The 23,754-nt window shown below is 42.3% G+C and carries 14 protein-coding genes; 4 read left to right on the forward strand and 10 right to left on the reverse strand.

Annotated elements, in window-relative coordinates:
• Nucleotides 1-42 precede the first annotated feature (42 nt).
• The 8 genes from DP114_RS05145 to DP114_RS35685 form a co-directional block, all read right to left on the reverse strand.
• The gene (locus DP114_RS05145) at nucleotides 43-927 is read right to left on the reverse strand and encodes an FkbM family methyltransferase (RefSeq protein WP_169267257.1); all 885 of its coding nucleotides are present in this window, start codon (nucleotides 925-927) and stop codon (nucleotides 43-45) included.
• Nucleotides 928-1,109: 182 nt separating this feature from the next.
• Nucleotides 1,110-2,111, reverse strand: a complete 1,002-nt coding sequence (hemF, locus tag DP114_RS05150) for an oxygen-dependent coproporphyrinogen oxidase (RefSeq protein ID WP_169267258.1) — start codon at nucleotides 2,109-2,111, stop codon at nucleotides 1,110-1,112.
• A 225-nt stretch (nucleotides 2,112-2,336) separates the two neighbouring features.
• Nucleotides 2,337-3,725, reverse strand: a complete 1,389-nt coding sequence (locus DP114_RS05155) for a cytochrome P450 (RefSeq protein WP_169267259.1) — start codon at nucleotides 3,723-3,725, stop codon at nucleotides 2,337-2,339.
• Nucleotides 3,722-4,984 carry a glycosyltransferase gene (locus tag DP114_RS05160; RefSeq protein WP_169267260.1) on the reverse strand — a complete coding sequence of 421 codons (1,263 nt, stop codon included), beginning with the start codon at nucleotides 4,982-4,984 and terminating at the stop codon, nucleotides 3,722-3,724. The genes DP114_RS05155 and DP114_RS05160 overlap by 4 nt, the downstream gene beginning before the upstream one ends.
• A 616-nt stretch (nucleotides 4,985-5,600) precedes the next feature.
• Nucleotides 5,601-6,887, reverse strand: coding sequence for a glutamyl-tRNA reductase (locus DP114_RS05165; protein WP_171975617.1), 1,287 nt, complete (start codon nucleotides 6,885-6,887; stop codon nucleotides 5,601-5,603).
• Between the two features lie 108 nt (nucleotides 6,888-6,995).
• Nucleotides 6,996-8,441, reverse strand: a complete 1,446-nt coding sequence (locus DP114_RS05170) for an FAD-binding protein (protein WP_171975618.1) — start codon at nucleotides 8,439-8,441, stop codon at nucleotides 6,996-6,998.
• A gap of 76 nt (nucleotides 8,442-8,517) precedes the next feature.
• A complete protein-coding gene (locus DP114_RS05175) occupies nucleotides 8,518-9,291 on the reverse strand; it encodes an L-2-amino-thiazoline-4-carboxylic acid hydrolase (RefSeq protein ID WP_246163061.1) in 774 nt (257 codons plus the stop codon).
• Nucleotides 9,292-9,709: 418 nt separating this feature from the next.
• Nucleotides 9,710-9,898, reverse strand: coding sequence for a coproporphyrinogen III oxidase (locus DP114_RS35685; RefSeq protein WP_171975619.1), 189 nt, complete (start codon nucleotides 9,896-9,898; stop codon nucleotides 9,710-9,712).
• A 2,000-nt stretch (nucleotides 9,899-11,898) separates the two neighbouring features.
• Between DP114_RS35685 and DP114_RS05185 the strand changes: the two genes are divergently transcribed.
• The 4 genes from DP114_RS05185 (at nucleotide 11,899) to DP114_RS05200 (ending at nucleotide 18,177) form a co-directional block, all read left to right on the forward strand.
• Complete coding sequence (locus DP114_RS05185) at nucleotides 11,899-13,560, forward strand: sigma-70 family RNA polymerase sigma factor (RefSeq protein ID WP_171975620.1); 1,662 nt, start codon at nucleotides 11,899-11,901, stop codon at nucleotides 13,558-13,560.
• Nucleotides 13,561-13,579: 19 nt separating this feature from the next.
• Nucleotides 13,580-14,809, forward strand: coding sequence for a DUF1822 family protein (locus DP114_RS05190; RefSeq protein ID WP_171975621.1), 1,230 nt, complete (start codon nucleotides 13,580-13,582; stop codon nucleotides 14,807-14,809).
• 20 nt (nucleotides 14,810-14,829) lie between these two features.
• Nucleotides 14,830-17,310 (forward strand): CHASE2 domain-containing protein, encoded by a 2,481-nt coding sequence (locus tag DP114_RS05195; RefSeq protein ID WP_171975622.1) that lies wholly within the window; start codon nucleotides 14,830-14,832, stop codon nucleotides 17,308-17,310.
• Nucleotides 17,311-17,379: 69 nt separating this feature from the next.
• A complete protein-coding gene (locus DP114_RS05200) occupies nucleotides 17,380-18,177 on the forward strand; it encodes a DUF928 domain-containing protein (RefSeq protein WP_171975623.1) in 798 nt (265 codons plus the stop codon).
• Nucleotides 18,178-18,180: 3 nt separating this feature from the next.
• Here DP114_RS05200 and DP114_RS05205 read toward each other — a convergent pair whose 3' ends face one another.
• Complete coding sequence (locus tag DP114_RS05205; protein WP_171975624.1) at nucleotides 18,181-20,865, reverse strand: two-partner secretion domain-containing protein; 2,685 nt, start codon at nucleotides 20,863-20,865, stop codon at nucleotides 18,181-18,183.
• A gap of 237 nt (nucleotides 20,866-21,102) precedes the next feature.
• A complete protein-coding gene (locus DP114_RS05210; protein WP_171975625.1) occupies nucleotides 21,103-23,721 on the reverse strand; it encodes a CHAT domain-containing protein in 2,619 nt (872 codons plus the stop codon).
• Between the last annotated feature and the right edge of the window lie 33 nt (nucleotides 23,722-23,754).

The raw sequence follows: 23,754 nt of genomic DNA on the forward strand, positions 1-23,754 counted from the left end.
GCCGAAAAGCAGGTATAAACAGACGATGCATCGTAACTAAATTCAGCACATCTGTGTCACACCATCAGGTATAACTCCAAAGGATTTCTGCTGAGAATTCTGTCGCCGTGCATACACAAGGAAAAGCTTGGTACCCTTAAAAAGGAGTTGCTGTTCCACCACAATCTCGCTCAAACCTTGAGTTTTTAGTAAAGCTACAATCTTTTCAACTCGACCATCGAAATCATGAACTTCAGCAACTACTTGCTTTATCTTTCCCCAATCGGAATCTTCGATACCCAAAAGGACATCTAACTCACTTTTCTCAACATCCAATTTGAGCAAGTCAATTTGTTGAATATCATGATCTTTTATGATATCTGATACTGTTCTCATCTGACAAGTAATTTGCTCCATCTGAAACGATTTTTCTAGTAGCTTATCAACAATAAACGACTGAATAACTCGAGGAAGCCAACTAATCCAACGCAGGAACCAAGGTCCTATTTTGAGGCCGGAGGAAATAAAAGTTTCCTTGACTTCATTTTGTAACTCTTTTACATTGTTTGGGTAGGCATGAGACATCGCTGTAAAGCGGGGATGGTAAGCAAACTTTACGGTTTTAGACTCGCGTGAAAGTCCACAAGGAAAGACTTTGAGTTTTTTTGGATCGAAGCGTTGGGCATTGCGCTGTAGCACTTCAAAAGTCGCCGGGGCAGGCTCGAAGGCAAAAACTTTCACGTTTTTATTACACTGCTGATATACCCAAAGTGTGAATAAACCAATATTGGCTCCTACATCAAAAACGGTGTCGTTTTCGTACAACTCGATTCCATTTTTGATATATTCTGGGATTTCTTTCTCAAGAATATCCACTTCAAACTTTTGCATGCAAAATATTTGCATCTCATTGAAAACGACAGTTTCGGGAGTTGAAGTTGACGACATATGATTAGTTCCTTAAATTGTTATGGATTGCAACCAGTAATTAGAAGCTGCTCAAGCTGAAACGAACTTTGTAACTACAGGAAAACGACTACCAACGCAATGTAACTGTTAGCGAAAAAACAAAAGGATACAATGTTAGTTTTCTGCGGAGGGCTGTCTATCAAATAAACGTTTGAACATCCTTACACCCACTTGTGAGGATTTCTCAGTACCTCTAGAAGCGTTGCTTCTTGGCTATCAGTGGTGGGCTCATCGTTATAGTTCCAGAAAGCTTCTGCTGGCATACAATTGAGAACACTTTGCGTACTCACGATGCCGCTTGCCAAGCCGAAGCGAACGCCTCTATCATGCAAGAGGATGAATTCAGCATAACGTCCCCGTCTGAGGTGTTGCCAATATTTGTTCTGTTGTGTAAATTCCATATCCTTGCGTTTTTCAACAATTGGAATGTAAGCAGGGATGAAAGCTTCAGAACAAGTTTTGACAAAGGAAAATAAGGTTTCGGCATCGTAATCTTGTAAATTGTCAAAGAAAATTCCACCGACACCGCGACATTCACCGCGATGGGGGAGATAGAAGTACTGATCGCACCACTTCTTAAAGCGCGGGTAGAATTCTGGGTTGTGCTTGTCACAAGCGTCTTTATGCACTTGGTGGAAATGAACCGCATCTTCTTCAAACAGATAAATGGGTGTTAAATCTCCTCCGCCACCAAACCACCAGGAACCAGGTTGTGTACCATCTCCTAATTGGAAATAACGGTAGTTGACGTGTGCTGTCGGTATCATCGGATTCAAAGCATTGATGATAACGCTGGTACTCGTTGCAAAAAAAGGAGTGCTTTTTCCACTAGGGTTTTCGTTTCCTGAGTCAGCCACTATATCTGCCCCTTGGAAGGTCATACCAGGGGGCAACTCACCCCGCATTGATACGTAATTGATACCAACTTTCTCAAAAACATTACTGTTTCGTAATGCTTTATCGATGTACACGATCCCGTTATCATCTTCACCTTTTATCCATTGACCTTTTTCGTCTTTTGTCCAATGTTGTTCGTGTAACTTATTGCCGTCTATCTCTTCGACTGCTTGGCAAACGTTATTGAACATATCTAGCAAGGCTTTTTCAGTTCTCGCACTAATGCTCGGTTGTTTTGCTGTGGTATTTTCAAGAAGTTGAACCATAATGACCTCGAAAAGAGTAATTGTTGAGATAATTGACAGTTTTCCTGGAGAAAATTTGGTTAGTATGCCAACAAACCTTCTCTAGTTTTTGTTAGAAAAATTTGTGAGCGACCTCACTATTCCTCATGTTTAGAATGATTGATGGAGTAAATATGGAGGGTGATAGCTTAGATTAATCGCTATCAAAAATTCAGTAGAAAAAATTAACTACGTGGGTCTTCAATACTAAACAGCATTGATTGGTGTTAATAGACTTGTGGATTTTGGCTTTGGCTTTTGATCATGGAAACCAGTCACTATCATCTTGATATCTTTATTTGGTGCTACTCCTGCAGCATGACGCACAAGATTAAATGGACGGTCATCAACCAGTTTCAATTGATAACGTGACACAATTGTTGCTAATACTAACTTCATCTGAAACGGGGCAAAGGCATAACCAATACAGCGTCGATGACCACCTCCAAAGGGTGAATACTCATGAGAAGTAAACTGTCTTTCCAAAAAACGTTCTGGCTTGAACTGTTCGGGATTTGGAAATAAATCCTGACGGTGATGAAGCGAATGGATATTAGCATATACGTGTGTACCTGCTGAAAACTTATAACCCATTAGCTCGAATGAGGTTGTAGCTACCCGCATAGCAACCACAGACAGAGAGTATAAGCGCAGTGTCTCTTGAGAAATTGCCGTTAGATAGGGAAGTTTAGCTATAGCGTTGGTATCTAAAGGGTTGCTAATGCTATCCAACTCGGACTGTAGTCGTTGGTATACTTCTGGGTGTTTTTGAAGACAGTATAAGCCGAATATTATGGCTGTGGCGGCTACCCCTTTACCGCTCAGCACTGTCATCACTTCATCACGCAGTTCCCGATCGCTCATTGCCTCGCCTTGTTCATCACGAGCTGACATCAACAACGAAAGAACATCTGTGCGGTCTGGTTGAGGTTGTTGGCGTCGTTGTGCAATTTCGGCATAAAGAAGCTGGTCTACTTCGTTGAGTAAGCGAACGAAGCGCCCCCAAGGACTCCAAGCTCCCAAATCTTTTTGCAAAGACCGCGTAAGAAGGTGCAATACAATAATTGGAGAGCTGAAATAATCAAGAATGGACGAGATTTTTTGCCGCAGTTTTACTAAATGCTCTCCTTCGTCCAAGCCAAAAACAACTTGGAACATCACGTTCATAGAGATATTATCCGCCCACGAACTCAGGTTAATCACTTCTCCAAGCTTCCACTGCTGCATCATCTGCTCCGTCAACTTACAGATGAGTTTGCCGTAGGATCGTAGGCTTCCGCCATGCAAGGAGGGCATGACCAACGAGCGCTGGCGCTCATGGAGTTTACCATCCAAGACCATTAAAGACTGATCTCCCACTAACGGGCGCAAAATTTCGTAAGTTTCCGCAATGTTAAATAGCTCCTTCGGAGCTGTATAAATCTGCTCAATGGCTTTGGGATTACTGACAAATACGATTGGAGCAGAAGCAGGCCACCGAACCATGAAGATATCCCCGTAGCGTTGAGTACAGCTATCTAAAAAATGTGTTGGATGGGTGCCCCATTGGTATACTTGTACAAACCATGGGGTGCGGGGACAATTAGGTAATTTCATTTGCTTCTATAACCTCCCACAGTAATTTCTTCACTCTGCAATATTCCCTCAATTGCATTCGCAGCTAATTCTGGAGAGTCCATTGAACGTAGCTTTTCAGACAAATCTTTGACTCGATCGTGTAGTGCATAGTCTTGTAGCAAAGCTTTGAGTTTGGATTGAATTGCTTTGGGAGTGGCTTTGTTCTTAGGTAGGTGATATGCTAAGCCAAGTTCTGCTGCTCGGCGACCTGTTTGTATTGTGTCCCCAAAGTCAGAAATAATTAGCATAGGAATGCCTTGCCTAAAAGCCCTTCCCACCGTTCCAAAACCACCATGTGTAACTATAGCTTTGACATAAGGTAAAACTTCATCGAAAGGCACAAAAGTTTCTATACGCACGTTTTCCCCAAGTCCTGATGGAACATCAGTGGCACTACCAGAGGTCGCGAGTACGGGAATTCCCATCTGAGCAACTGATTCCAGTACGCGACGCAGTTGACCTTTATCCATGTTGGTTGAGGTAGTGGTGCTAACCAACACGGTGCCAGGCTCTAGACTAGCTCCCAAAGGTGGATTACTAGTTGTACGAGGTATTTGAAAAACAGTCGGACCGATGAACACTTGGTTTTCTTGAAGCCGCTCGGAGGGTATAAACTCCTGATGAATTACAACTAAATTCAGCAGTTGAGAAACCACCACAGAAAAAAACTCAGATGGTGCGTTTTTGGAACGCTGAGGTAGACCTATCTGTTCGCGAACGCGACGTAGCGGGAAGATGAAATCAATCGTCGCATGGACAATGGGAGGCGGTAGCGGTATGGGAAAGCCCACAGGCAGAGCATCAGCATTGAGTGCTAACGACCACGATGAAGAAAATGTCACGAAGGGAATGCCAAGTCTTTCTGCTGCATAGGATGCACCGAAACAAATGCTCTCGCTAACTAAGCAGTCTACTTGCTCCCGTCTAATGATAGTCTCCAGTTCCGCTACCATATCTGGGATCGTTGCCAGCATTTCGTTGCGAAAGCACCAAAATTGACGAACAAATGTAGGAACCCAAGAAGGCAGCCGCACTGAAGAATTTTTTAACCGAGATATAACGTTACAACGTTCGGACATTGGGACAAGCTCAGCACCAGCCGCCTGTACCTTGGTATATTCACGCTGTCCAGTATGTACTAGAACACGGTAACCCCGCTTAACTAAAGCTTCGGCTAAAGACAGCATAGGTAAGATAGTACCAGCAACGGGTGGCGTGGTTATCAACACGGTCTTCATATGTCTCCTAATAGAAAAACTAATTGCTGTAAGTGATTGGAGTTTAGACTAATTTTGGCTCTCAAAGCGCCAAAGCCTTATCCAGACTCGCTTTCCCAATTTATAATCGATTTAGGATTCCGAAATCTAAAATGCTTGCTATATAAGGGTTGTAGCCTAAGAAATAGAATTTAGTCTAAACTCCAGTAAGTGAGAAAGTCACGAGTATTCAGTGCCACCAGGAAACACCATTGCCCCAGCGATTCAAGTTTGAGAGGTTGTTTTCACAACACAGTTGTATTGCTCTTTGAGATCTAAATTACTCCTAAGAAACACAGGGGTGTAGGGGTGTAAGGGAGCCAGTACTTGATGAGGGTCTCCCGACAGAGGTATCTGGTGAGACCAGCGCTGCAGGAGGGTTTCCCTCCGTAGGCGACTGGCGAACCCGAAGGGCGTGAAAAAGGTGTTTCTTTCATATTTTGCTGGCATCGTTGCCGCTAGTCAGAGGCTCAGATCTTGCACCTTTCCGTATAACCCTGGGTTTAGTCAAAAACAGTGCAATAAAGCTACAGTCTTTTTCTTGACTTTTATAGGTAAAATAAGGATTTTAGGGTTTTTACTGTGTGTCAAAACAACATCAATATTTATTGGTGCAAGATGTGAGATTAAACAACATTTGAAGAGTCTGGACAACAAGACGTTGGGCTTCTATATCTTGCTGCGTTCGCAGTTGCACCATTGGTTCGTGGAGAATTTTGTTGACAATCCCTCGAGTTAGGGCTTCGATAGCTTCTTGATGTTTTTTGCCAAAGTCAGACCCTAGACGAGACAGAGTTTTTTCTAACTCTTGCTCGCGAATTTTTTCCACTTTTTCCCGTAAACAGCTAATAGTGGAAACGGTTTCTTGTGAGCGGTGCCAGACACAAAATGTTTTTAACTCTTCTTCTATCAGTGCTTGCGCCTCTATTGATATTTGCCGACGACTTTCTTGGTTTTGAGCAACGACTGTCTTTAAATCATCCACATTGAATACTTGAACGTGAGCTAGCTCATTGACATCTGCATCAACGTTACGAGGAACTGATATATCAAACAGAATCAGTCGTTGATGCTGTTCTAAAACAGCTTCCAAATTGCTTCGATCCAGCAGGGGAACTGTAGAGGCAGTACTAGTAAAGATTAAGTCCGAAGCTGCAACTATTGGCATCATTTCAGCAAGTGGATAACATTCTATTTGAGTATTACTGAACTCACTTGCCAATTCCTTAGCTCGCTCAACAGAACGATTTACAATTGAAATCCGGGTTACTCTTTTCGCCAATAGATGTTGCACCAACCGTCGGGCCATGTTGCCAGCGCCCACGATTGTGACTCGGCAGTTCGATAAATTCTGTACCTTGACTTGGGCTAGCTCGACAGCTGCAGAGCTAATCGAGACAGCACCTGTACCAATTGCAGTCTGGGTTCTCACCCGCTTTGCAGCCGTAATGGCTTGCTTGAACAACTGACTAAGGATACGTCTGATACCATTATGAGGTAGACCTAATTTGTGGGCGTGTTTAACCTGAGCCAGAATCTGTCCTTCCCCTATCACTAAGCTATTTAGACCACAAGCAACCTGCATCAGATGCCGAACAGCATCTTGCTGCAGCAGAATAAATAGGTGCTGATATAGGTCGTGGAAAGGCAAATTACTGTGTTCACAGAGAAACTGAGTTACCTCTTGAGTTGCCTGCTCTGCCGCTTTGACGACAACATAAATCTCTAAACGGTTGCAGGTGCTAAGAATAACAGCTTCTTCAATGTGGGCATAGCTACACAAGTGCATGATCGCTTTTTCAATTTGAGCCTCTGGAATGCTCAGTTTTTCACGAATTTCGACTGGAGCAGTCTTGTGGCTAAGACCTACGACTGCAATATTCATGTATCCTCCCTAGAAGTTTGTCCTCTTGTGAGTTAGACGTAATACTAATTTGGTTGATGTTTGCGGTGGTTGAGAACTTGTCTTAAACGAGCATCATTGAGAAGTTACTTATGCTACGCTCCGAGATTTAGCGATCGCGTCTTCGGTGAGATGGGTTTGCTGTTTATATATTTCATGTGGATGTGCAACCCGTTCGTACTGGAAAAAGCCAGGGTTGAGTATCCCTTGAGGGTCGTATTTCCTTTTAATTTCATTGACAGTAGACCAGTAATCGCCAAACTGGACCCGCCATTGTTGGAGATCAAATTTCACCCAACCAGTCAAGTATCGTTTTGCACCCATTTTTAAACCTAACTCAGTAAGCGACTCTAACTCTGCCAAGACAGGTTGAAGCTGGGACTTTGGAATGATTGGATAAATTCCCAGGCCGACGATGAAGTCTTCATCAGGAACCCGGAACATGGGCATATTGGTCGTATGCTGGAACAGACAAAAGGAGCCTATAAGCGTATTTCCACAGTCCAAAATAGAAGGCAAGCGCTCTAGAACCGTCTGAATGTAAGTTTTTGCTTTAGAGCCTGGAATGAGTAAATCTATCCAGGGGTGGACAGTATTTGAAGGAGCACCTACTTTTAGTGCGGGGATGACAAACTCATCGAAATTAAGGTCTTGTGTATGGATATGACGATAAAAATTCAATCCAGAAAGAACTTCTTCGTCATTGATGCTGTTTGTAGAATCCGCCTCTACCGTTACCTGCAACAGGTAGAACCATTGCATAAGAGGTTTCCGCACGGCTTTAGAGAATAATTCCAAGCAGGAGTTGGGAACAGATAAAAGATAATCAATACGTCCTTGTTGTGTGAGAACCTGCTTATCATTCAAGAAAGCATCTAAGTTATCGTAGAGAAGAAAATAAGTGCGTGTGGAAGGACGGTAACGTCTGAGACGATGACGCACCTGAGTGATAATTCCGAACTGACCATAACCACAAAGGACATGATAAAAGAGTTCGCTATTCTCTTCTGGTGTACACCAGACAAGTTCACCTGTTCCTGTAACAACTTCTAAACCCAGACAATTGTCAGCTTGAGTTCCGTAACGAAAGGATGAATTACCTAAACCGCCAGCTGAATGAGTTCCTCCTAGTGTCGCGTCAATGTAGTTGGTAAGAGATGGAGGGATTAAACCATGAGGTAATGAGCTAACAATTACCTCCCTCCAGGTTACACCTGTATCAGCTTGGAACCACAGCATTTCCTTCTGAATTTCATGAATTTGATTGAAGTTCCTCATGTCCAAAACAATTCCGTCTTGGTTCAAACATTGACCACCCAATGAGTTGCCCCCAGCTCTTGGAGAAATCGTTAACCCTTGTTCTAGAGCATACTTAACAACCTGAACAACATCAGCGGAATTTTGAGGGCGGACAACAAGCTGAGGCTGTTTTTGAATGATGCGACCAAAATCTTGAGAAACGTCACCTAAGATTTCTGGCGTGTTGGTAACTTCACCTTCGACTATACATTTGATATCTGAAATAATGCTATTCATGGAAAAATTTTTCCTCTAGTTTTATAAACCTTGCCACTCACTATCTTGGCTATTAAAGTTGGGAAATCTAACTTTACTAGGGTTTGGAAAGGCGGCTTTTAAGTAAGTTAATACCAATCAGGATAATTTTTGGAGCCAGTCGAATCAGATCGAACGTGCGAGAAATTAGGCTTTGCGTTTTTTGCCTTTCAAGCGTAGCCATCTTAGCTGGTCTTTCATACTTAAACAGACAGACACAGTCGCCTTGGGATTGTCTGCTAATAATTGCAGCTTTAGTGCCGGGAAATGCTTTTACTGTGGCATCTTGCTCCATCTCGCAGATTACACGGCAAGGGCTCTCAAGACCATACTCTTTGGCTAGGGAGAGAACTGGACAAACCCGTTGAATTTCCAATACAGCATCTTTCCCATTTTGGGAAATATCTACTACTTCCATCGTGAAGCCCATCAACCGAAAGATAGGAATTGCGTCGGTGAAGCCTTTAGCTAAGGTGGTGTTATCAATAAAAGCCCCCATAAACGCCTTCTGCTGTTTGGGATAGGCTTCCATCATCTTTTGATAAGCTGCATCCTCTCCAATTTCATCAGCCAGCTTTTTGAAGGCTGCAAATCGATTTCTAAACATACTTAAGGCTTTCGATGAATCCATTTTCATCACGTCAGCCATTTGAATGTCTCCAATACCTACGATATTGTCCATGTTTAATCCTCTGTATTGCAATGAATTAAAATGACCTGAAAAGTCGAGATAGCTTATAGCACTTGAGACGGCTCTGTCTGTTGATTTTCCCAACGTTTTTCTAAAAAAACATTGTAATTTGATTATTTGCAAGGCGGAGAGTACATTCATTAAGTTATAGTGTATTCTCCGCTTCTAGTTTAATTGCAACTAACTTTGTTGATTTGTTATGCTCTCCATAAAATTATAAAATGTCACCCTTAAATTTATCAATCAGCAAATAAGTATAGCAAAATGATTGCCAGAGCAATATATTTGCTAGCCAAAGAGCACGTTAATACAGTATCAATTTCCTGCTGCAGACTTATACAGAAATAATTCACACGAGTGAACTTAAACAATTTTGTGCTTTCTTTTCTGAACTTGGAAACTTTAGAGTGTTTATTCCTGCGGTATCCTTTGCGAATATTCAGCAGATAACCTGTTAGCAATTTTTCAACAGGTATTTCACCCTTTTGATTAGCTATTGAGTTTTGAGAGATTTTGGCCGTCAGTTGTTTGTCAAATAAACTCTTGAACATCTTTACACTTACTCCCAAAAATTTCTCAGCACGTCTAGAAGCAATGCCTCTTGGCTATCAGCGGCGGGTTGGTCTTTATAGTTCCAAAAAGCTTCTTCAGGCATACAATTGAGCACACTTTGCGTGTTCACGATGCCGCTTGCCAATCCGAAGCGAATGCCCATGAGTCTAGGTCTGTTCGATAAACTTCTTGCCATCTAATTGCTCATTAGCAGAGCATATGAGTTGCTAATAATGTCTGTACCATCAGGGCAGATGGTCTTATAATGTCAGCAGAATTTCCTCATAGTATTCAAAAAATTTCTTTGCTGTTAATTATATTGGGAACAGCTTTGAGGAAATATGAGGGTGTCTGTATTTTTTTTGAAAAATTTTTTGCTTTCGGCTGAAACAGGCAGAAAGACCCCTGCCTGAATGATATCCCTCTTCTGTCACTTTCCGGTTTTTTTTATTATTAATACTTTATGAACACAAGGTATACCAGGCAATACAGCATTTACTCATCTAATTTTGGCAAGTTCCATGCTTTCAAATATTTCTATTCCTAAAAAAATCTGCTATCGCCTACTGTATAAGAACTCTATCATTCAGAAATGATAAAACTTTTCGGAGAGTGACACAAGAGGGATATGATCAAAAGTTGACAAGACCCTTAATTGGGGTCAAAAATTAGCTTGTTCGCTCTTCAGGGCGTTTCTGGCAAGTGGGTCGCTACAGATAACCCCTCATAAAACGCCTCAAGCAATACCAATAATTAAGTAGCACACTTGATACAAACTACTTCATGGTCACTATGCCCAACAAGTTACATGCCATCCCTAACCCAATAGCAATATCACTAATGTTCGTCTTTACAAAGTCATACCCCCAGAGGGAGATCCATAGTGCGACTCGTTCTAGAGTAAATACATAGCTCTAGGTGAGAATATCAAGTTAGAACCTTGAAAATCTCATAACTGATTGATGGATATGGGTGAAAATCCCATCCGTGAAGGACAACGTGACTCCTTATCTGACCACGTAGAGGTTAATCACCAAAGCGAAGCTGGTAACAGGGCGCAATCAGAGACTTCCTCGGTTGAGGTCACACTGGCGCAAAGTCTGCCGGGGGGAGTATCCCCCCGGCGAGCTTTGCGCTAATAGGGAGCCGACATGGTTAGCTTACGCAAATCTCCGAAAAAAGCGTCCTACTCCCTATCAGGGAAACCCATGTTAGCACAAGCTACAGCCTACCCTGTACACTAGCAATATTCTCGCATTCTTTCTTATGGAAAAAGATGCTGTCCTGAGAAGCTAGTGGGCGAATTGGAGAAACCTAAATCGGCACAACGCCAGATGCTACAAGTCTGGAAACCCGCCCAACGCAGTGGCTCAACAATCTATCAATCGGAACGAGGAAAAACGTATCTAACTTCTAGCCTACTCAGTCCACCTGAGTGAAGATTGAGATGGGAGGGTTCCCAAGAGAGCTAGTGGAGCGGCATGATTAACCGTTTAACACAAAGGTACGGGTAGGATGTGGGAATGAAACTGCCCACAGCATCGCAGAATCATTGTACATCGACAAGATGATGCTTAGACGCACTCTTATTGAGTAGCGAAGATACCATTAACTGCGTACAGGCAAGTAAAACCGACCAAAGCAGGTGAAAGCCTGCGTTTCCGATAACTCCCCGGTGGTAAAGGCGATTGGAAAGCGTCGAACGGTTAAGAAAGCCCAAGGCGGGTAGTAAGGCACGCTTATTGATGACGATAGAGAAAACCTAGATACAAGTAACCTAAGTAAGAAAAGTTCAGTAATGAACAAGTTCTGAAAAGATGTAAACCCTACACTCGCTTGAGTGGATATCAGGTGAAAATCCTTTCCATACAATGCTAGGAGCCGGATGCGGTCAAAGCTGTACGTCCGGTTCTGAAGGAGAGGTGTCCCTTGGTAACAAGGGCATCGACTCTATCAAAATAAATGCCCAGCGGTGTGTTAAGTTAACGGGTTGGAACACAGGATCTAGGTTTGACGGCTGGGCATTTATTTACGCTTAAGTGCCAGACCAGACATATCTCCCTGAAAGAACTTGACTACTTTGTCAGAAATATTACACAATTATCCCGATTTCTTGCTCTAGAACAAATCCATCCTGACCGCTACTATACGGAAACGAAGTTTTTACACTTATATCTTTTGTAGAAATACTCCCCTTTGGCTGTTAAAGAAGAGGTCAGAATGTTTACCAAAATTATTACCAGCATACCCAAACTGCCCAGCCGTCAAAATTCGATTGAGAAATTTTCTATGTATATGACTGTGGAGAATAATAAGGGTTACTCAACAATTAAATGGAAAACAGAACCTCAAATGCATTGCAATATTGAGTTATACAAAAGCAGACACTATAAGTTTGCATCGTTAGTTAACCAGGATGATAACGGCAGGGGGTTAGTGCAGTTCTGGATAGATATGGCTTTCAATGACAGACCACAAAAGGAAGATTGGGAGCCAGAAAAACGAGTACAAAAAGCTTGGGAATACCTGACAGCTTACTGTGAGGAAAGTTGCTACAGGGCTGCTGTAACGGTATGGAAAGATGACACATCTAAATCTTGGGAAGAATATATATTTCTTTCTAGATGTTTTATTTATGAAACGACCAAGTTTAGACAAATATTAGCTAAATATAACTCAAACGATTCTTCTCTCGATACTTATGTGACAGGCGTCTTGATAAAAAATATTAAAGATTCAGTTGCTAAGTTCTCTAAGTGGCGGCTGTTGCATAAAAAGAGCGATAAAGAACTGAAAGAAGCACTTGCTAGATCTGGAAGGTATGAACCGGAAATTTCTAGGTTTCTCATAGCTCGGAAATATTTTAAACAAATTTATCAGATGAACAAAATTCAAAATCCTGCTAAAATAACAGGACAGAAGTGGCAAGAACCCGATAGTGTAGATTTTGCAGAATCAGCTAATTACTACAATGCACAGATATTACTCCCTTGTGCATCTCATGAAGTGGCTGTAGGTGGAAATATTACAGGCGAACAACTTAAAACAAGTATGGAAATTTGCATTGCTGCATTACAAAATTACCCCAAATCAATCACACCACGCTTTTCTTTGGAAGCACTCAAAGAAACTGGTCGTCAAGTTGAATCTAATCAATCTCTAGAAATTTTCGAACAAGATTTCCTGACTTCAGAAGAAGTCGAAGATTCACGAGAAAATCAAGGAATAATAGAAAAGCGAACTGAGCCAGCTTTACAAGAGCAGTTGCTTTATTTGAAAATAGAACAAAAGGAAATCATACTCCTTTACTATGGTTTTGGGCTAAATCAAAAACAGATAGCAAATAGATTTAAAGTCACTCAGGGAGCAATTGCTCATCGCCTGAAGACGATTGAAATCAAATTACTGAAAACTTTATATGGATTAAGTAAACCTCCTGAGTGGGTTTCTCAATATGTTGCAGTATGGTTAAATCGTAATTACCAAGCCCCTATCTATTCAGATTTGATTCATGTTGCTTTGGTTGAGGCGATAAAGAAACTTGAACCACAAGAGCAAGAGCTATTGCGACTTACCTATGGACAAAAACTGAATGAACAAGAAATTGCTACGCAGCTTGGCATAGCCCTACCAGAAATTATGAACATACTGCGGAAAACAAAAGCTAAATTAGAGGCGGCTTTAATCAATAGTATTGATACCATGATTAATAAATATTTGCAAGTTTGGTTGACAAAGAGAACTAAAAGCGTTTTTCAATCAGCTTGTGAAAAATTGGGTATGATACGAGATAAAATAACAGAGATCCCAACAATTAATACGGTATTAGAAGAAGTATTAAAAAATTGGGATTCGTGAGAGTAATGAGGTTGTAGTGATGTTTTCTTTTAATGAGTTAAAAATAGCTTCTAGTAATCAATTATGGTTAAATATTTCATCGACAGACAAAAAGAAAGCTTGGGAGCAAGCTCAGAGCCATTCTAATACGCTTGCACGCTACAACGCTTATCTTAATCATCTTTCATTGTATATTTTCTTTAACTGGCTTACAGAGTGGTTGGCAGAAGAGTCTGTAGCTAAACCCTCAATTTTCCCAAGTGAGGATAGCTTACCCAGTATTTGGGAAGTGGTAAATGCTGCAGCAATTACACTGGGTGAGAAGCGAATAGTGCTAATTCCCAGTGAAACAATAGATTTAGAAGAGTTGTGCGTACCCCAAGAGTGGGTAGACATTCCTTCTTTTGCAGGTGATTATTACTTAGCGGTGCAAGTTAATCTAGAGGCAAATGAGGATGAGTGTTTTTTGGGAGTCCTCGGTTTTACCACTCATCGCTTACTTAAGAATTTTGGCAGATATAACGCGAATGAGCGCACCTACGTGTTAGCCGCAAAAAATTTAACAGAAAATCTCTCCGTGATGCTGATGACATTGGGACTACCTGTACAAGAGGAAATCCCAGAATTGTTTACTGTATCTGAAGCTGAGGCACACAAATTGTTGCAACTGTTAGGTAATTCATCTATTTATTTTCCCCGTTTACGAGTTGATGTACCGTTTGAGCAATGGGCAGCACTGCTGGATAATGACGAATGGCGTACTCAGTTGTATCATCGGCGAATAGGTGGCTTGGCTATTGCTAAAAACACGGCATCAGTTAACAATTTGAGCAATTGGTTTCAAAATATTTTTGAAACCGGTTGGCAGTCTCTTAATACAATCCTAAATACAGAATCAGAAAATTTAGCTTTTGCTTTTAGACAACGTGAACTTACTGTTGGAGGTGTGTCTGTTGAGGGAGTCAAGTTGATTGATTTGGGAATACAATTAGGCAATCATTCTGTTGCACTGTTGGTTGGTTTGACACAAGAGGATGAGCAAAAAGTGGGTATCCGCGTTCAGTTACATCCATCTCATGGACAGACTTACCTGCCACCTAATATCAAACTTGCTTTACTTTCTTCCTCTGGAGCAACTCTCCAGGAATTTCAATCACGAACTCAAGATAACTTAATTCAACTGAAACGATTTACATGCCCGAAAGGAAAAACATTCAAAATCCAAGTAGCTATCGATAATTTTAACATTACGGAAGATTTTGTGGTTTAACAACTTGCGCGATTATAAAAATGAGTAAGTTAGTTATCTTAAACTTGGGAAGGGGTACTCTACAAGAGGGCTTTCACTTTGTGACTGTTCAGTTACAGTCAGAGTTCAATTCCAAAACAAGTCAATTTCAAGGTAGTTTACCTGCGGCTCCAAATCTTATTGATCTCTATCGTCGTTGGCAATTGCTCTATGATTTAATCTATTCGGCTCGCTCTATAAATATAGGTTTACGTCATGAAGAATTCATTGATTCAGACATCAAAATTGATGAATCTGACATCACTCACGTTTCTGATGCTGAATTTGATGAAATCTGTAAAAATTTACAAAAAAGCCTTAATAATTGGTTAGATTCTTCGGATTTTCGACAGATAGAATTACAACTGAGAACGAAATTATCCAAGTCAGACGAAATTCGATTTATTATTCAAACCGAAGACACCTATTTAAGAAAACTGCCCTGGCATATTTGGCGCTTTTTTGAAGATTATCGTTTGGCAGAAGTCGCTTTAAGTCCTATTGAGTTTGAGTCAGAAAATCAGGTAGTCAGTTCAGAACTGAAAGTGAGAATTTTGGCAATTCTGGGGAATAGCACGGGAATTGACACTGATGCTGATAAAAAGTTTTTGGAGAAGTTGTCATCAGATGCATCAACGGTATTTTTGGTAGAGCCAAAACGCTCAGAAATTGATGAACAGCTTTGGGATAATCAAGGATGGGATATTTTATTTTTTGCTGGGCATAGTTCTAGTAAGACTGATGGTGAAACAGGTTTTATACATATAAATCCTACCGAAAGCTTAGCGATTGGGCAGTTAAAAAATGCCCTGAAAAAAGCGATAGAACGCGGATTGCAGTTGGCAATTTTTAACTCTTGTGATGGCTTGGGGTTAGCACAGCAGTTGGATGATTTGCATATTCCCCAAATGATTGTCATGCGGGAACCAGTTCCAGATAAAGTGGCGCAAGAGTTTTTGAAGCGCTTTCTTAAGGGGTTTGCTGATGGTAAGTCGTTTTATTTAGCAGTGCGGGAAGCACGGGAACAGTTGCAGGGTTTGGAAACTGAATTTCCTGGTGCTAGCTGGTTACCTGTGATTTTTCAAAATCCTGCTCTTGCATCCCCAACTTGGAAAGAGTTGCGACAAAAAACTAAGGACAATGCTACAAAAGAGCCGCCCCAAAGAAGCACGCTCAGTGCAAAGCACAGGCTGCGCCAACGCAAAGCATCTTTGCAGGAGATACGCTATCGCCCGGAGAGTGCGTCTCCAAAGCAGCATCGCCAATCCAAACTCAATTTCAAAACAGTTTTGATAATGAGTTTTATAGTCACAAGCTTCTTGATGGGAGTGCGCTGGCTGGGGATACTACAAGCATGGGAGTTACAGGCTTTTGACCATTTTATGCGATCGCGTCGACAGGAAAAACAAGATTCGCGCCTGTTGATAGTCACTGTCACTGAAGATGATTTGAAACTACCAGAGCAAAAGGACAGAAGAGGATCTCTATCGGATCTCGCACTAGCCCGACTTTTGGAAAAACTTGCACCTCTCCAACCAAAAGCCATTGGCTTGGATATCTATCGTGATGAGCCATCACAACTCAACCAAGCAACTCTTGCGACTCGATTAAAAACAGATGACAACTTCTTTGCGATTTGCAAAGTGAGCGACAAGACAAAAAACCGTTCGGGAAATTCACCTCCAAAGGGGGTTCCCCCAGAACGCCAAGGATTTAGTGATGTTGTGCAAGACGCAGACAAGATTGTGCGTCGCCATTTATTAGCAATGCAACCAGCAGATCCAACATCCCCTTGTACTGCACGCTACGCCCTTAATGCCCAACTGGCATTCCACTACTTGGAGAAGCAGGGTATTTATCCCAACTATACTAAAGCAGGGGAATTGCAATTAGGTAACGTTGTTTTCAAGCAGTTGCACGCACACAAGGGCGGCTATCAACAAGTGGATACAGGGGGCTATCAAATATTGCTCAATTACCGCTCTTACCAAGGTTCTCCTTTGGAAATTGCTCCCACAGTAACGCTTACAGATGTTCTTAGGAGTAAAGTCAACCCTGAACAAGTCAAAGACCGAATTGTCCTCATTGGTACCACTGCCCAAAGTTTCCGTGATTATGTTTCTACCCCTTACATGACTGGGCAGGGTTTTTATCAGGAAATACCAGGGGTCATTCTGCAAGCACAGATGGTGAGTCAAATTGTGAGCGCAGTAAAAGATGGACGACCTTTGTTATTCATTTTACCTTTTTGGGGCGAAATGTTATGGGTTTGGGGTTGGTCGGTTGTTGGAGGTGCGATCGCTTCGCGCGATCGCTCCGGACGACATCTCATTCTGGCGGGTGGAGGCGCAATAGGCGTCTTATACTTTCTTTGTTTAATTTTGTTTTGCTCTAGTGTTTGGGTTCCCCTGGTCCCGTCAGCCTTAGTTTTAATAGTGACTAGCAGCATTGTGGTAATTTACCTCAATTCACCACAAAGTTAGCAACAATCGATTTCTACAAGTTGAAGTAGAAAAATTTTCTACAAGTTGATAAGTATAAGAAAATTGTTTATGCAAAAGATCCAACTTTCCCTCGCCATCAGTTTAACACTCCTTAGCTGTATACAAGTGCGGGCACAGCCTGTTAACTCCCTTCTTGGACAAAGCCCAACATTAAAACCCAAAGGACAATTCAACCAATCATTGATTTTCGCTGCGCCGCCTCCACCACCAGATATCGGGGAACCAGGTAAGCGAACAGAAGCTGGTAGCCGTGGCTGTGGAGAGAACATGAATAAGCCCCTGGCTTCTGTTTCTCAAAAGCGTCTCACAGCTTTAGTACCCGTTTATTCAAAATCAGAGTTGGTTTATGCAGCAACAGTTGCTGAGCATCCTAGTTTCTGGTTTTATGTTCCTTATTCGTCGTCCTTTGCTTATGGAGAATTTGTGCTAGAAGATGAAGCACAAAATCAGACTATTTACAAGACTTCTTTGATGGGGACACCAGGAGTAATTAACCTGAGTTTGCCATCAAAAGCAGCACCTCTGCAGATTGGTAAACGATATCGGTGGTATTTCAACATTTACTGTAATAAGGATAATCAAATTATTGCGAATGTTGAGGGATATGTAAAACGAGAGCAACTGAACGCTGCTTTAAAAACTCAATTGGAAAAAGCAACACCAAGCCAACGGGTAAACCTTTATGCTGCTAATGGTATTTGGTATGAGGCGCTGAGTGCTGCTAGTGAACTGCGTCGCAGTAATCCGCAAGAGAGTTCTTGGGCGAGGTTGTTGCAAGCTGTTGGTTTGAATGATATGACAACTGAACCAAAAGTGGACTGCTGTAAGTTGGAAAATCAGCAGTGAAGTTCAGTGCTGATTTGCTGTGCAATCTGGCTGGTTATACCAAGGACTACGGGGAGTGGTGGGAGAATTTGCTATGAGGACGACTTCTCCTTTTTCGTTTATTATCCAACCAGTAGCTTCTATAATGGGTTTTGGTACGGTGGTTGTTGTTTTGTTGGGAACAGTTGGACTCTTGCGGTTATCACTACTGGTATTGAGAGTAATTAAGTCTACTTGAACTGCATCAGTGTTGAGGACTTCGCCGGGGTTGGGGGGCAAGCCACCGCGTCCGGTGATAGTAAATTGGCTCTTAACTATAGGGTTGCCCTCAGTGCAGGTTTGGGCTACCTTGGTGTCAACTGGTACTGATGGCAAGTTGACTAAGCCACTGTTGGGGTCAATATTAGGTGTGTTAATTTGCACGGTGCCACTTAGCTCAGGACTTCCCCCAGTGGCGGTGATGTCACTATTGGAAGTAGGTGCATCCCGAAATTGTGTACCAAAGATACCAGTCGCATTGATTCGCACATTTCCGCCAAGAAAGTTAGCAGAGTTGGCGCTGATGTCACTATTTTTAAAACCAATGAGGAAATCAGTGTCAATATTAATGTTGCCGCCGATGACGTTTTCACCTGTTGCGTTGGTTCTGATGTTGCTATTGCGGCTCATTATTAAATATTGTGAGTTAATGTTAATTGTCGCCTGTTCCCTATTGAGGTCAATTTTAGCGCTGCGTGTGTTGGCGGTGAGTAAGGCGTTCTTGTCTAAACGGATAGAGCGAGCATTTAATGTCATGTTGCCTGCGGTTCCTGTCCCGAGACTCTGCACGTTTACTCCTGCTCCATCTAGCACTAGCAAGGTATTAGTTTTGATTGTCAAATCTCCCGCATCCCCTGTTGAATTTGGCTGTGCAGAAGCAAACAAGCCACTGCGAAACTGACCATCGGCGCTTCTACCAATCAGTTGCACATCAAAAGCATCGACCGTCAAATTTCCCCCCTTTCCAGAACCAAATGTACCCGCAGTCACTTGTGCTTCATCTCGCACTAGCAAGGTATTAGTTTTGATTGTCAAATCTCCCGCATTCCCTGTTGAGTCTGGTCCAGCTGAAGCAAACAAGCTACTGGAAACCCGATTATCAGCGCTTTCACCAATCAATTGCACATTAGAGGCATCGACCGTCAAATTTCCCCCCTTGCCTGAACCAAATGTACCAGCACCCATCTGTGCTCCATCTCGCACTAGCAAGGTATTAGTTTTCATCGTTAAGTCTCCCGCATCCCCTGTTGAGTTTAGGTTTGCTGAAGCAAACAAGCCACTGGAAAACTGACGATCAGCGCTTTCACCAATCAGTTGCACATCAGAGGCATCGACCGTCAAATTTCCCCCCTTGCCTGAACCAAATGTACCACCATTAACCACTGCCCCATCTCGCACTAGCAAGGTATTAGTTTTCATCGTCAAGTCTCCCGCATCCCCTGTTGAGTTTGGCTCTGCTGAAGCAAACAAGCCACTGAGAAAACCATCAGAGCTTGTACCAATCAGTTGCACGTCTTGGGCATCAACCCTCAAATTTCCTCCTTTGCCCACACCAAATGTCGCAACACCCACTTGTGCTCCACCCGAAACTTGTAATGTGCTAGCATTGATATTGACATTGCCTCCCTGTCCATTTGCTTGTGCTAGCACCTGATTAGAAATTTCACTCTTATTGTTAAGGTTTATTGCTGCAGTAGCATTAACTTCAATATTTCCCGCCTTACTATTATTAGAACCCAGTCTACTCTCTATGCCTGCTAAGAGGGAACTCTTGGCTGTCATCTTTAAATTCCGGGCATTAACTGCGATACTTCCACCATTGCCAGCACGAACATTTACAAGAGCGCCATTGCTCAGAAAAACATCGCTTCTTTCTACATTATCGGGAAAACTCAAACTCAGATTATTACCATTTCCATTCAACCCAATTGTTCCCGCATTTGCTAATCCACCTAACTCCACTCGCCCACCAAAAGCAAATAATCCTCCACCATCCATATTGATATCACCACCTACCAACAGCAAACTCTTGCCATCTGGTACGCGCAAACCCGTTGCTGTAAACTCAGAAGATGGATTGAAGCCGGAGTCAGCTATTGAGTTATTTTGGATAGATGCGGCACGAATTTGGTTAAATAGAAACGCAGAAGGATTAATCGTCAACAGCTCAGGAGTATTCGGATTCGTTGCGCTGAAAAAACCTTGATTGCCAAATTGAATTGCACTAGCTGTAGTCGCCACAAACGAACCGCCAATATCCAACCGCGCATTCTGACCAAAAATAATCCCCGACTGATTAATCAGAAATAGATTAGCTGTACCCAACGCACGAATCAACCCATCAATATTAGATACCGCCCCACCCGTTACCCGACTAATGATATTCTGAATATCCGTACTATTCTTAAAAAAAGCAGTACCGCCAGTAGGAACAGAAAACTCCCTAAAGCTGTGAAACAAGTTGCTTCCCGCTTGCGTTCCTCCAGTGATATTGAATCTGCTTCCCTCTGTTTGGACACTGGAGTTATTAGGTAAAGTGCCATCAGGAATAACTTGAGCTACTGCACAATCTCCAAACAAAGAAAACACACCAGCGATTGGCAAAGCCAGTGTCCCTTGGGCGATCGCAATCCCTAACAAAGCGCCCCAACGAGTACTTATCTCCAACATTGCACCCCCCAAGAAAACAGCAGTTGCTCTTCAACGGTTACGCTGCACCAGTATCAAATCAGTCACATTTACTGGTCGTGAAAGTCACCTCTGCCTAATTTTCTGTTCAAGCGTACAAATTTTACACAAAATCGGCTATTTCTTTACAAAAATTCATCAATCTTTTGCTATGCAAACACGAAATTTAGCACTAGTACTCACGCAGCTTCAATCACGGTTATTTAACTACACAGAATATTACATCCAATTACCTAACAGAACGTAAGGTGCCCAATACATAGGACGTCTATACTTAGGATTCTGTAAAAGAGCTAACTGAGCGCGACGAAGCACCTCGGCTTTAGTTAGTTTCTTGTTTGCTAACTCTTGGTAAAATTTACTCATCAACACAGCAGTAGACTCATCATCCAAGTTCCACAGAGAAGCGATGGTACTACGTGCTCCTGCCTGAAAAGCGACACCAGCAATTCCTAATCCAGCCCGCTCATCCCCAGTAGCTGTTTGACAAGCACTCAGAATAAGTAATTCAATAGCTTCTGGTTTGTTTAACTCTACAGTTTGCACTAACTTATTCAAGTCCTTAACATAAATGCGTTCATCCCAAGCGACAATAAATGTCTCCTCAGCTAGTGAGCTAAATTGACCATGAGTTGCAAGATGAACGACTGGGAAAGGTAGAGAATTAAGTTTGTTTTGCAAAGCTTTGCTGGTAAATTCTTGATCAAGAAGTATGCTGCTGGGTACTTGAGAGCGAATTTCGTTTAATTCACGCTTCACGTTATGTAGTGCAGAAAATCCGGAACGTGGTTCAGACAATCCTGCGGCTATTGTCTTTAATCCTTTGCGCAATGGTTTGGGATCAATTAGTTGCAAACCAGGGGTCAGTGCAATGCTATACTTCTCAATCAGATACTGTTTGCCATCGTAGAGAGCCGCCATTGGGATATTCCGCAAGGAACCATCCGGCACAAACACCAAAGTAGAGGTTTTACTCTCAGCCAAGGCAGCTTCAGCAGGTTTAATCAGCCAGGTGTAGACTTTTTGGGACAAGGACTGAACCTGTCGCAGTGTGTGGGGCTTTGATAAATTTTCCCCTAATTGTTTTAAAGTACTTTGTACTTCCTTTTCATCTACAGCAGTGGTGTAGTGCTGCAAGGATTTTTGCGGTAACTGGAGGATGACCTCTAATCGGTCTGGCAAAATGAAAGGATAGATAACTGCTGCTGTTGTTGTTTGGTCTTCTTTTTTACTTTGAATCCGAGCATTTAAACAGGTGTTGCGAAAAAAGTTGTCAAGTTCTGCAACTTGCACCTGTTCTATTGTTTCGCTGGCTTTTTTGATATTTTCTTGACTTGGTTGGGAATTTCCCTCAGGTTGCAAAAGTAATTCTACTAACTCTCGATATACAGGTTCAACTTCATACCGAAAGGAAAATTTCACTTCAGGATTGACAGCAACTAAATCGTTACGTAAGTCTTGCAGGTTGTTAACTGCTTCTGTGTAAGCGGCGGTAGCCCCTTTCATATCTCCCTTGGCTTTCAGCAAACGTCCCAGTTGCCATTGCCATTGATAGACAATATCTTTAGCATCAATAGCTTGAGCAATCAGCAAGGCTTGCTGGGTGAGATTTTGGGCATCAGACTTCTGTTGGGTTTGTTCGTACACCCCTGCTAGAACACCAAGAGCATAAGATTCTGTCCGTTTGTCTTGCAAGCTTCTCGCTTGCTCAATTGCGGTTGACAGGAGTTGAGCAATATCCAACCATTCGGGAGTGTCTGCGGTGGTATCTTGTCTGAATCGTGTTAAACTCTCAGCAAAATTGATGCGAGCACAAATTGCTGTGCGACTGGGAGGTAAGTCGCCAAGTTGAGTTTGGATTTGGGATGACAACGCTGGGAAAGTTTTGAATTGCTTGATTTCCAGCAGTAGTCTTAGTTGATTGACTTGAGCTTGGATGCGCGTGGTAGGTGAGGTGGCAGTTTTTACAGCTTTTTGATAAAAATCTATCGCTTCTTGGGTACGCTGTAAGGCACGAGCTGTGTTGCCTAGACTCAGTAGAATATCACCTACTGCTTGCTTATCTAGCAACGAGTCAGCCACTTCTAAACTTTGCTGCAACATCTGTCGGGATGTTTCTAAATCTCCCGTGACTTGCAGGACATTACCGAGACTACGCAGTCCTATGACTTTAAGAGGCGAGTTGGGTTGGCTTTGCAGAGTCTTAATACTTTCTTTTAACGTCTTCTCTGCTTGACGATACAACCCTAAAGCTTGCAAAGCTTGCGCTTGGTTAATGTGGTTACCAATAATTGCACTATTATATCCTATTTTTTTATAAATCTCAACTGATTGTCGCCAAGTATTTAGGGCATCTTCAGCTTTAGAAAGAGCCAACTGCAGACGACCTTGGATATCTAGAACTTGGGCTAGGATTTGGGAGTGCTCTAAAGTATTTCTATTTGATGAGGTTTTTAAGAGATTTCGACTTTGGGCGTGAAGCGAAGCTATCGCAAGGCGAATTGCACTTTCTGCATCAGTCCATTGTCCAAGTTGCTGATAAGCTAATGATAGATTGCCTAGTGTCATGGCAAGTCTGAGTTCATCGCCATTAGCTTTGAATGCAGAGATAGCCTGTTGCCATATTGCAGAAGCCTCAGCAAACCGTTCAGCTTCATAAAGTTTTCTGCCTTGTTCAAGCAAATTTTGGGCATTGGGTAAGGTTTGAACGATGGAGTTTTTCTCCGTCATATGGGCGAAAGTAGGTGACAATAATCCCGCGCCCAAAAACATAGCCAATAGCAGCAGTACACTTAAAAAGTGTTTAATTCTGCGAAATTTGGATTTTTTTGTGACCATGTTCTAGCCCTCATTTGCACCGCGTCCTTTAAA

Origin of the sequence: Brasilonema sennae CENA114 (assembly GCF_006968745.1) — a bacterium.
Taxonomy (GTDB): Bacteria; Cyanobacteriota; Cyanobacteriia; order Cyanobacteriales; family Nostocaceae; genus Brasilonema; species Brasilonema sennae.

Bases quoted from the DNA above. Each gene is read 5' to 3' on its own strand.
- DP114_RS05145 (WP_169267257.1), bottom strand. From the start codon at position 927: ATGTCGTCAACTTCAACTCCCGAAACTGTCGTTTTCAATGAGATGCAA.
- hemF (WP_169267258.1), bottom strand. From the start codon at position 2,111: ATGGTTCAACTTCTTGAAAATACCACAGCAAAACAACCGAGCATTAGT.
- DP114_RS05155 (WP_169267259.1), bottom strand. From the start codon at position 3,725: ATGAAATTACCTAATTGTCCCCGCACCCCATGGTTTGTACAAGTATAC.
- DP114_RS05160 (WP_169267260.1), bottom strand. From the start codon at position 4,984: ATGAAGACCGTGTTGATAACCACGCCACCCGTTGCTGGTACTATCTTA.
- DP114_RS05165 (WP_171975617.1), bottom strand. From the start codon at position 6,887: ATGAATATTGCAGTCGTAGGTCTTAGCCACAAGACTGCTCCAGTCGAA.
- DP114_RS05170 (WP_171975618.1), bottom strand. From the start codon at position 8,441: ATGAATAGCATTATTTCAGATATCAAATGTATAGTCGAAGGTGAAGTT.
- DP114_RS05175 (WP_246163061.1), bottom strand. From the start codon at position 9,291: ATGAATGTACTCTCCGCCTTGCAAATAATCAAATTACAATGTTTTTTT.
- DP114_RS35685 (WP_171975619.1), bottom strand. From the start codon at position 9,898: ATGGCAAGAAGTTTATCGAACAGACCTAGACTCATGGGCATTCGCTTC.
- DP114_RS05190 (WP_171975621.1), top strand. From the start codon at position 13,580: ATGTTTTCTTTTAATGAGTTAAAAATAGCTTCTAGTAATCAATTATGG.
- DP114_RS05195 (WP_171975622.1), top strand. From the start codon at position 14,830: ATGAGTAAGTTAGTTATCTTAAACTTGGGAAGGGGTACTCTACAAGAG.
- DP114_RS05200 (WP_171975623.1), top strand. From the start codon at position 17,380: ATGCAAAAGATCCAACTTTCCCTCGCCATCAGTTTAACACTCCTTAGC.
- DP114_RS05205 (WP_171975624.1), bottom strand. From the start codon at position 20,865: ATGTTGGAGATAAGTACTCGTTGGGGCGCTTTGTTAGGGATTGCGATC.
- DP114_RS05210 (WP_171975625.1), bottom strand. From the start codon at position 23,721: ATGGTCACAAAAAAATCCAAATTTCGCAGAATTAAACACTTTTTAAGT.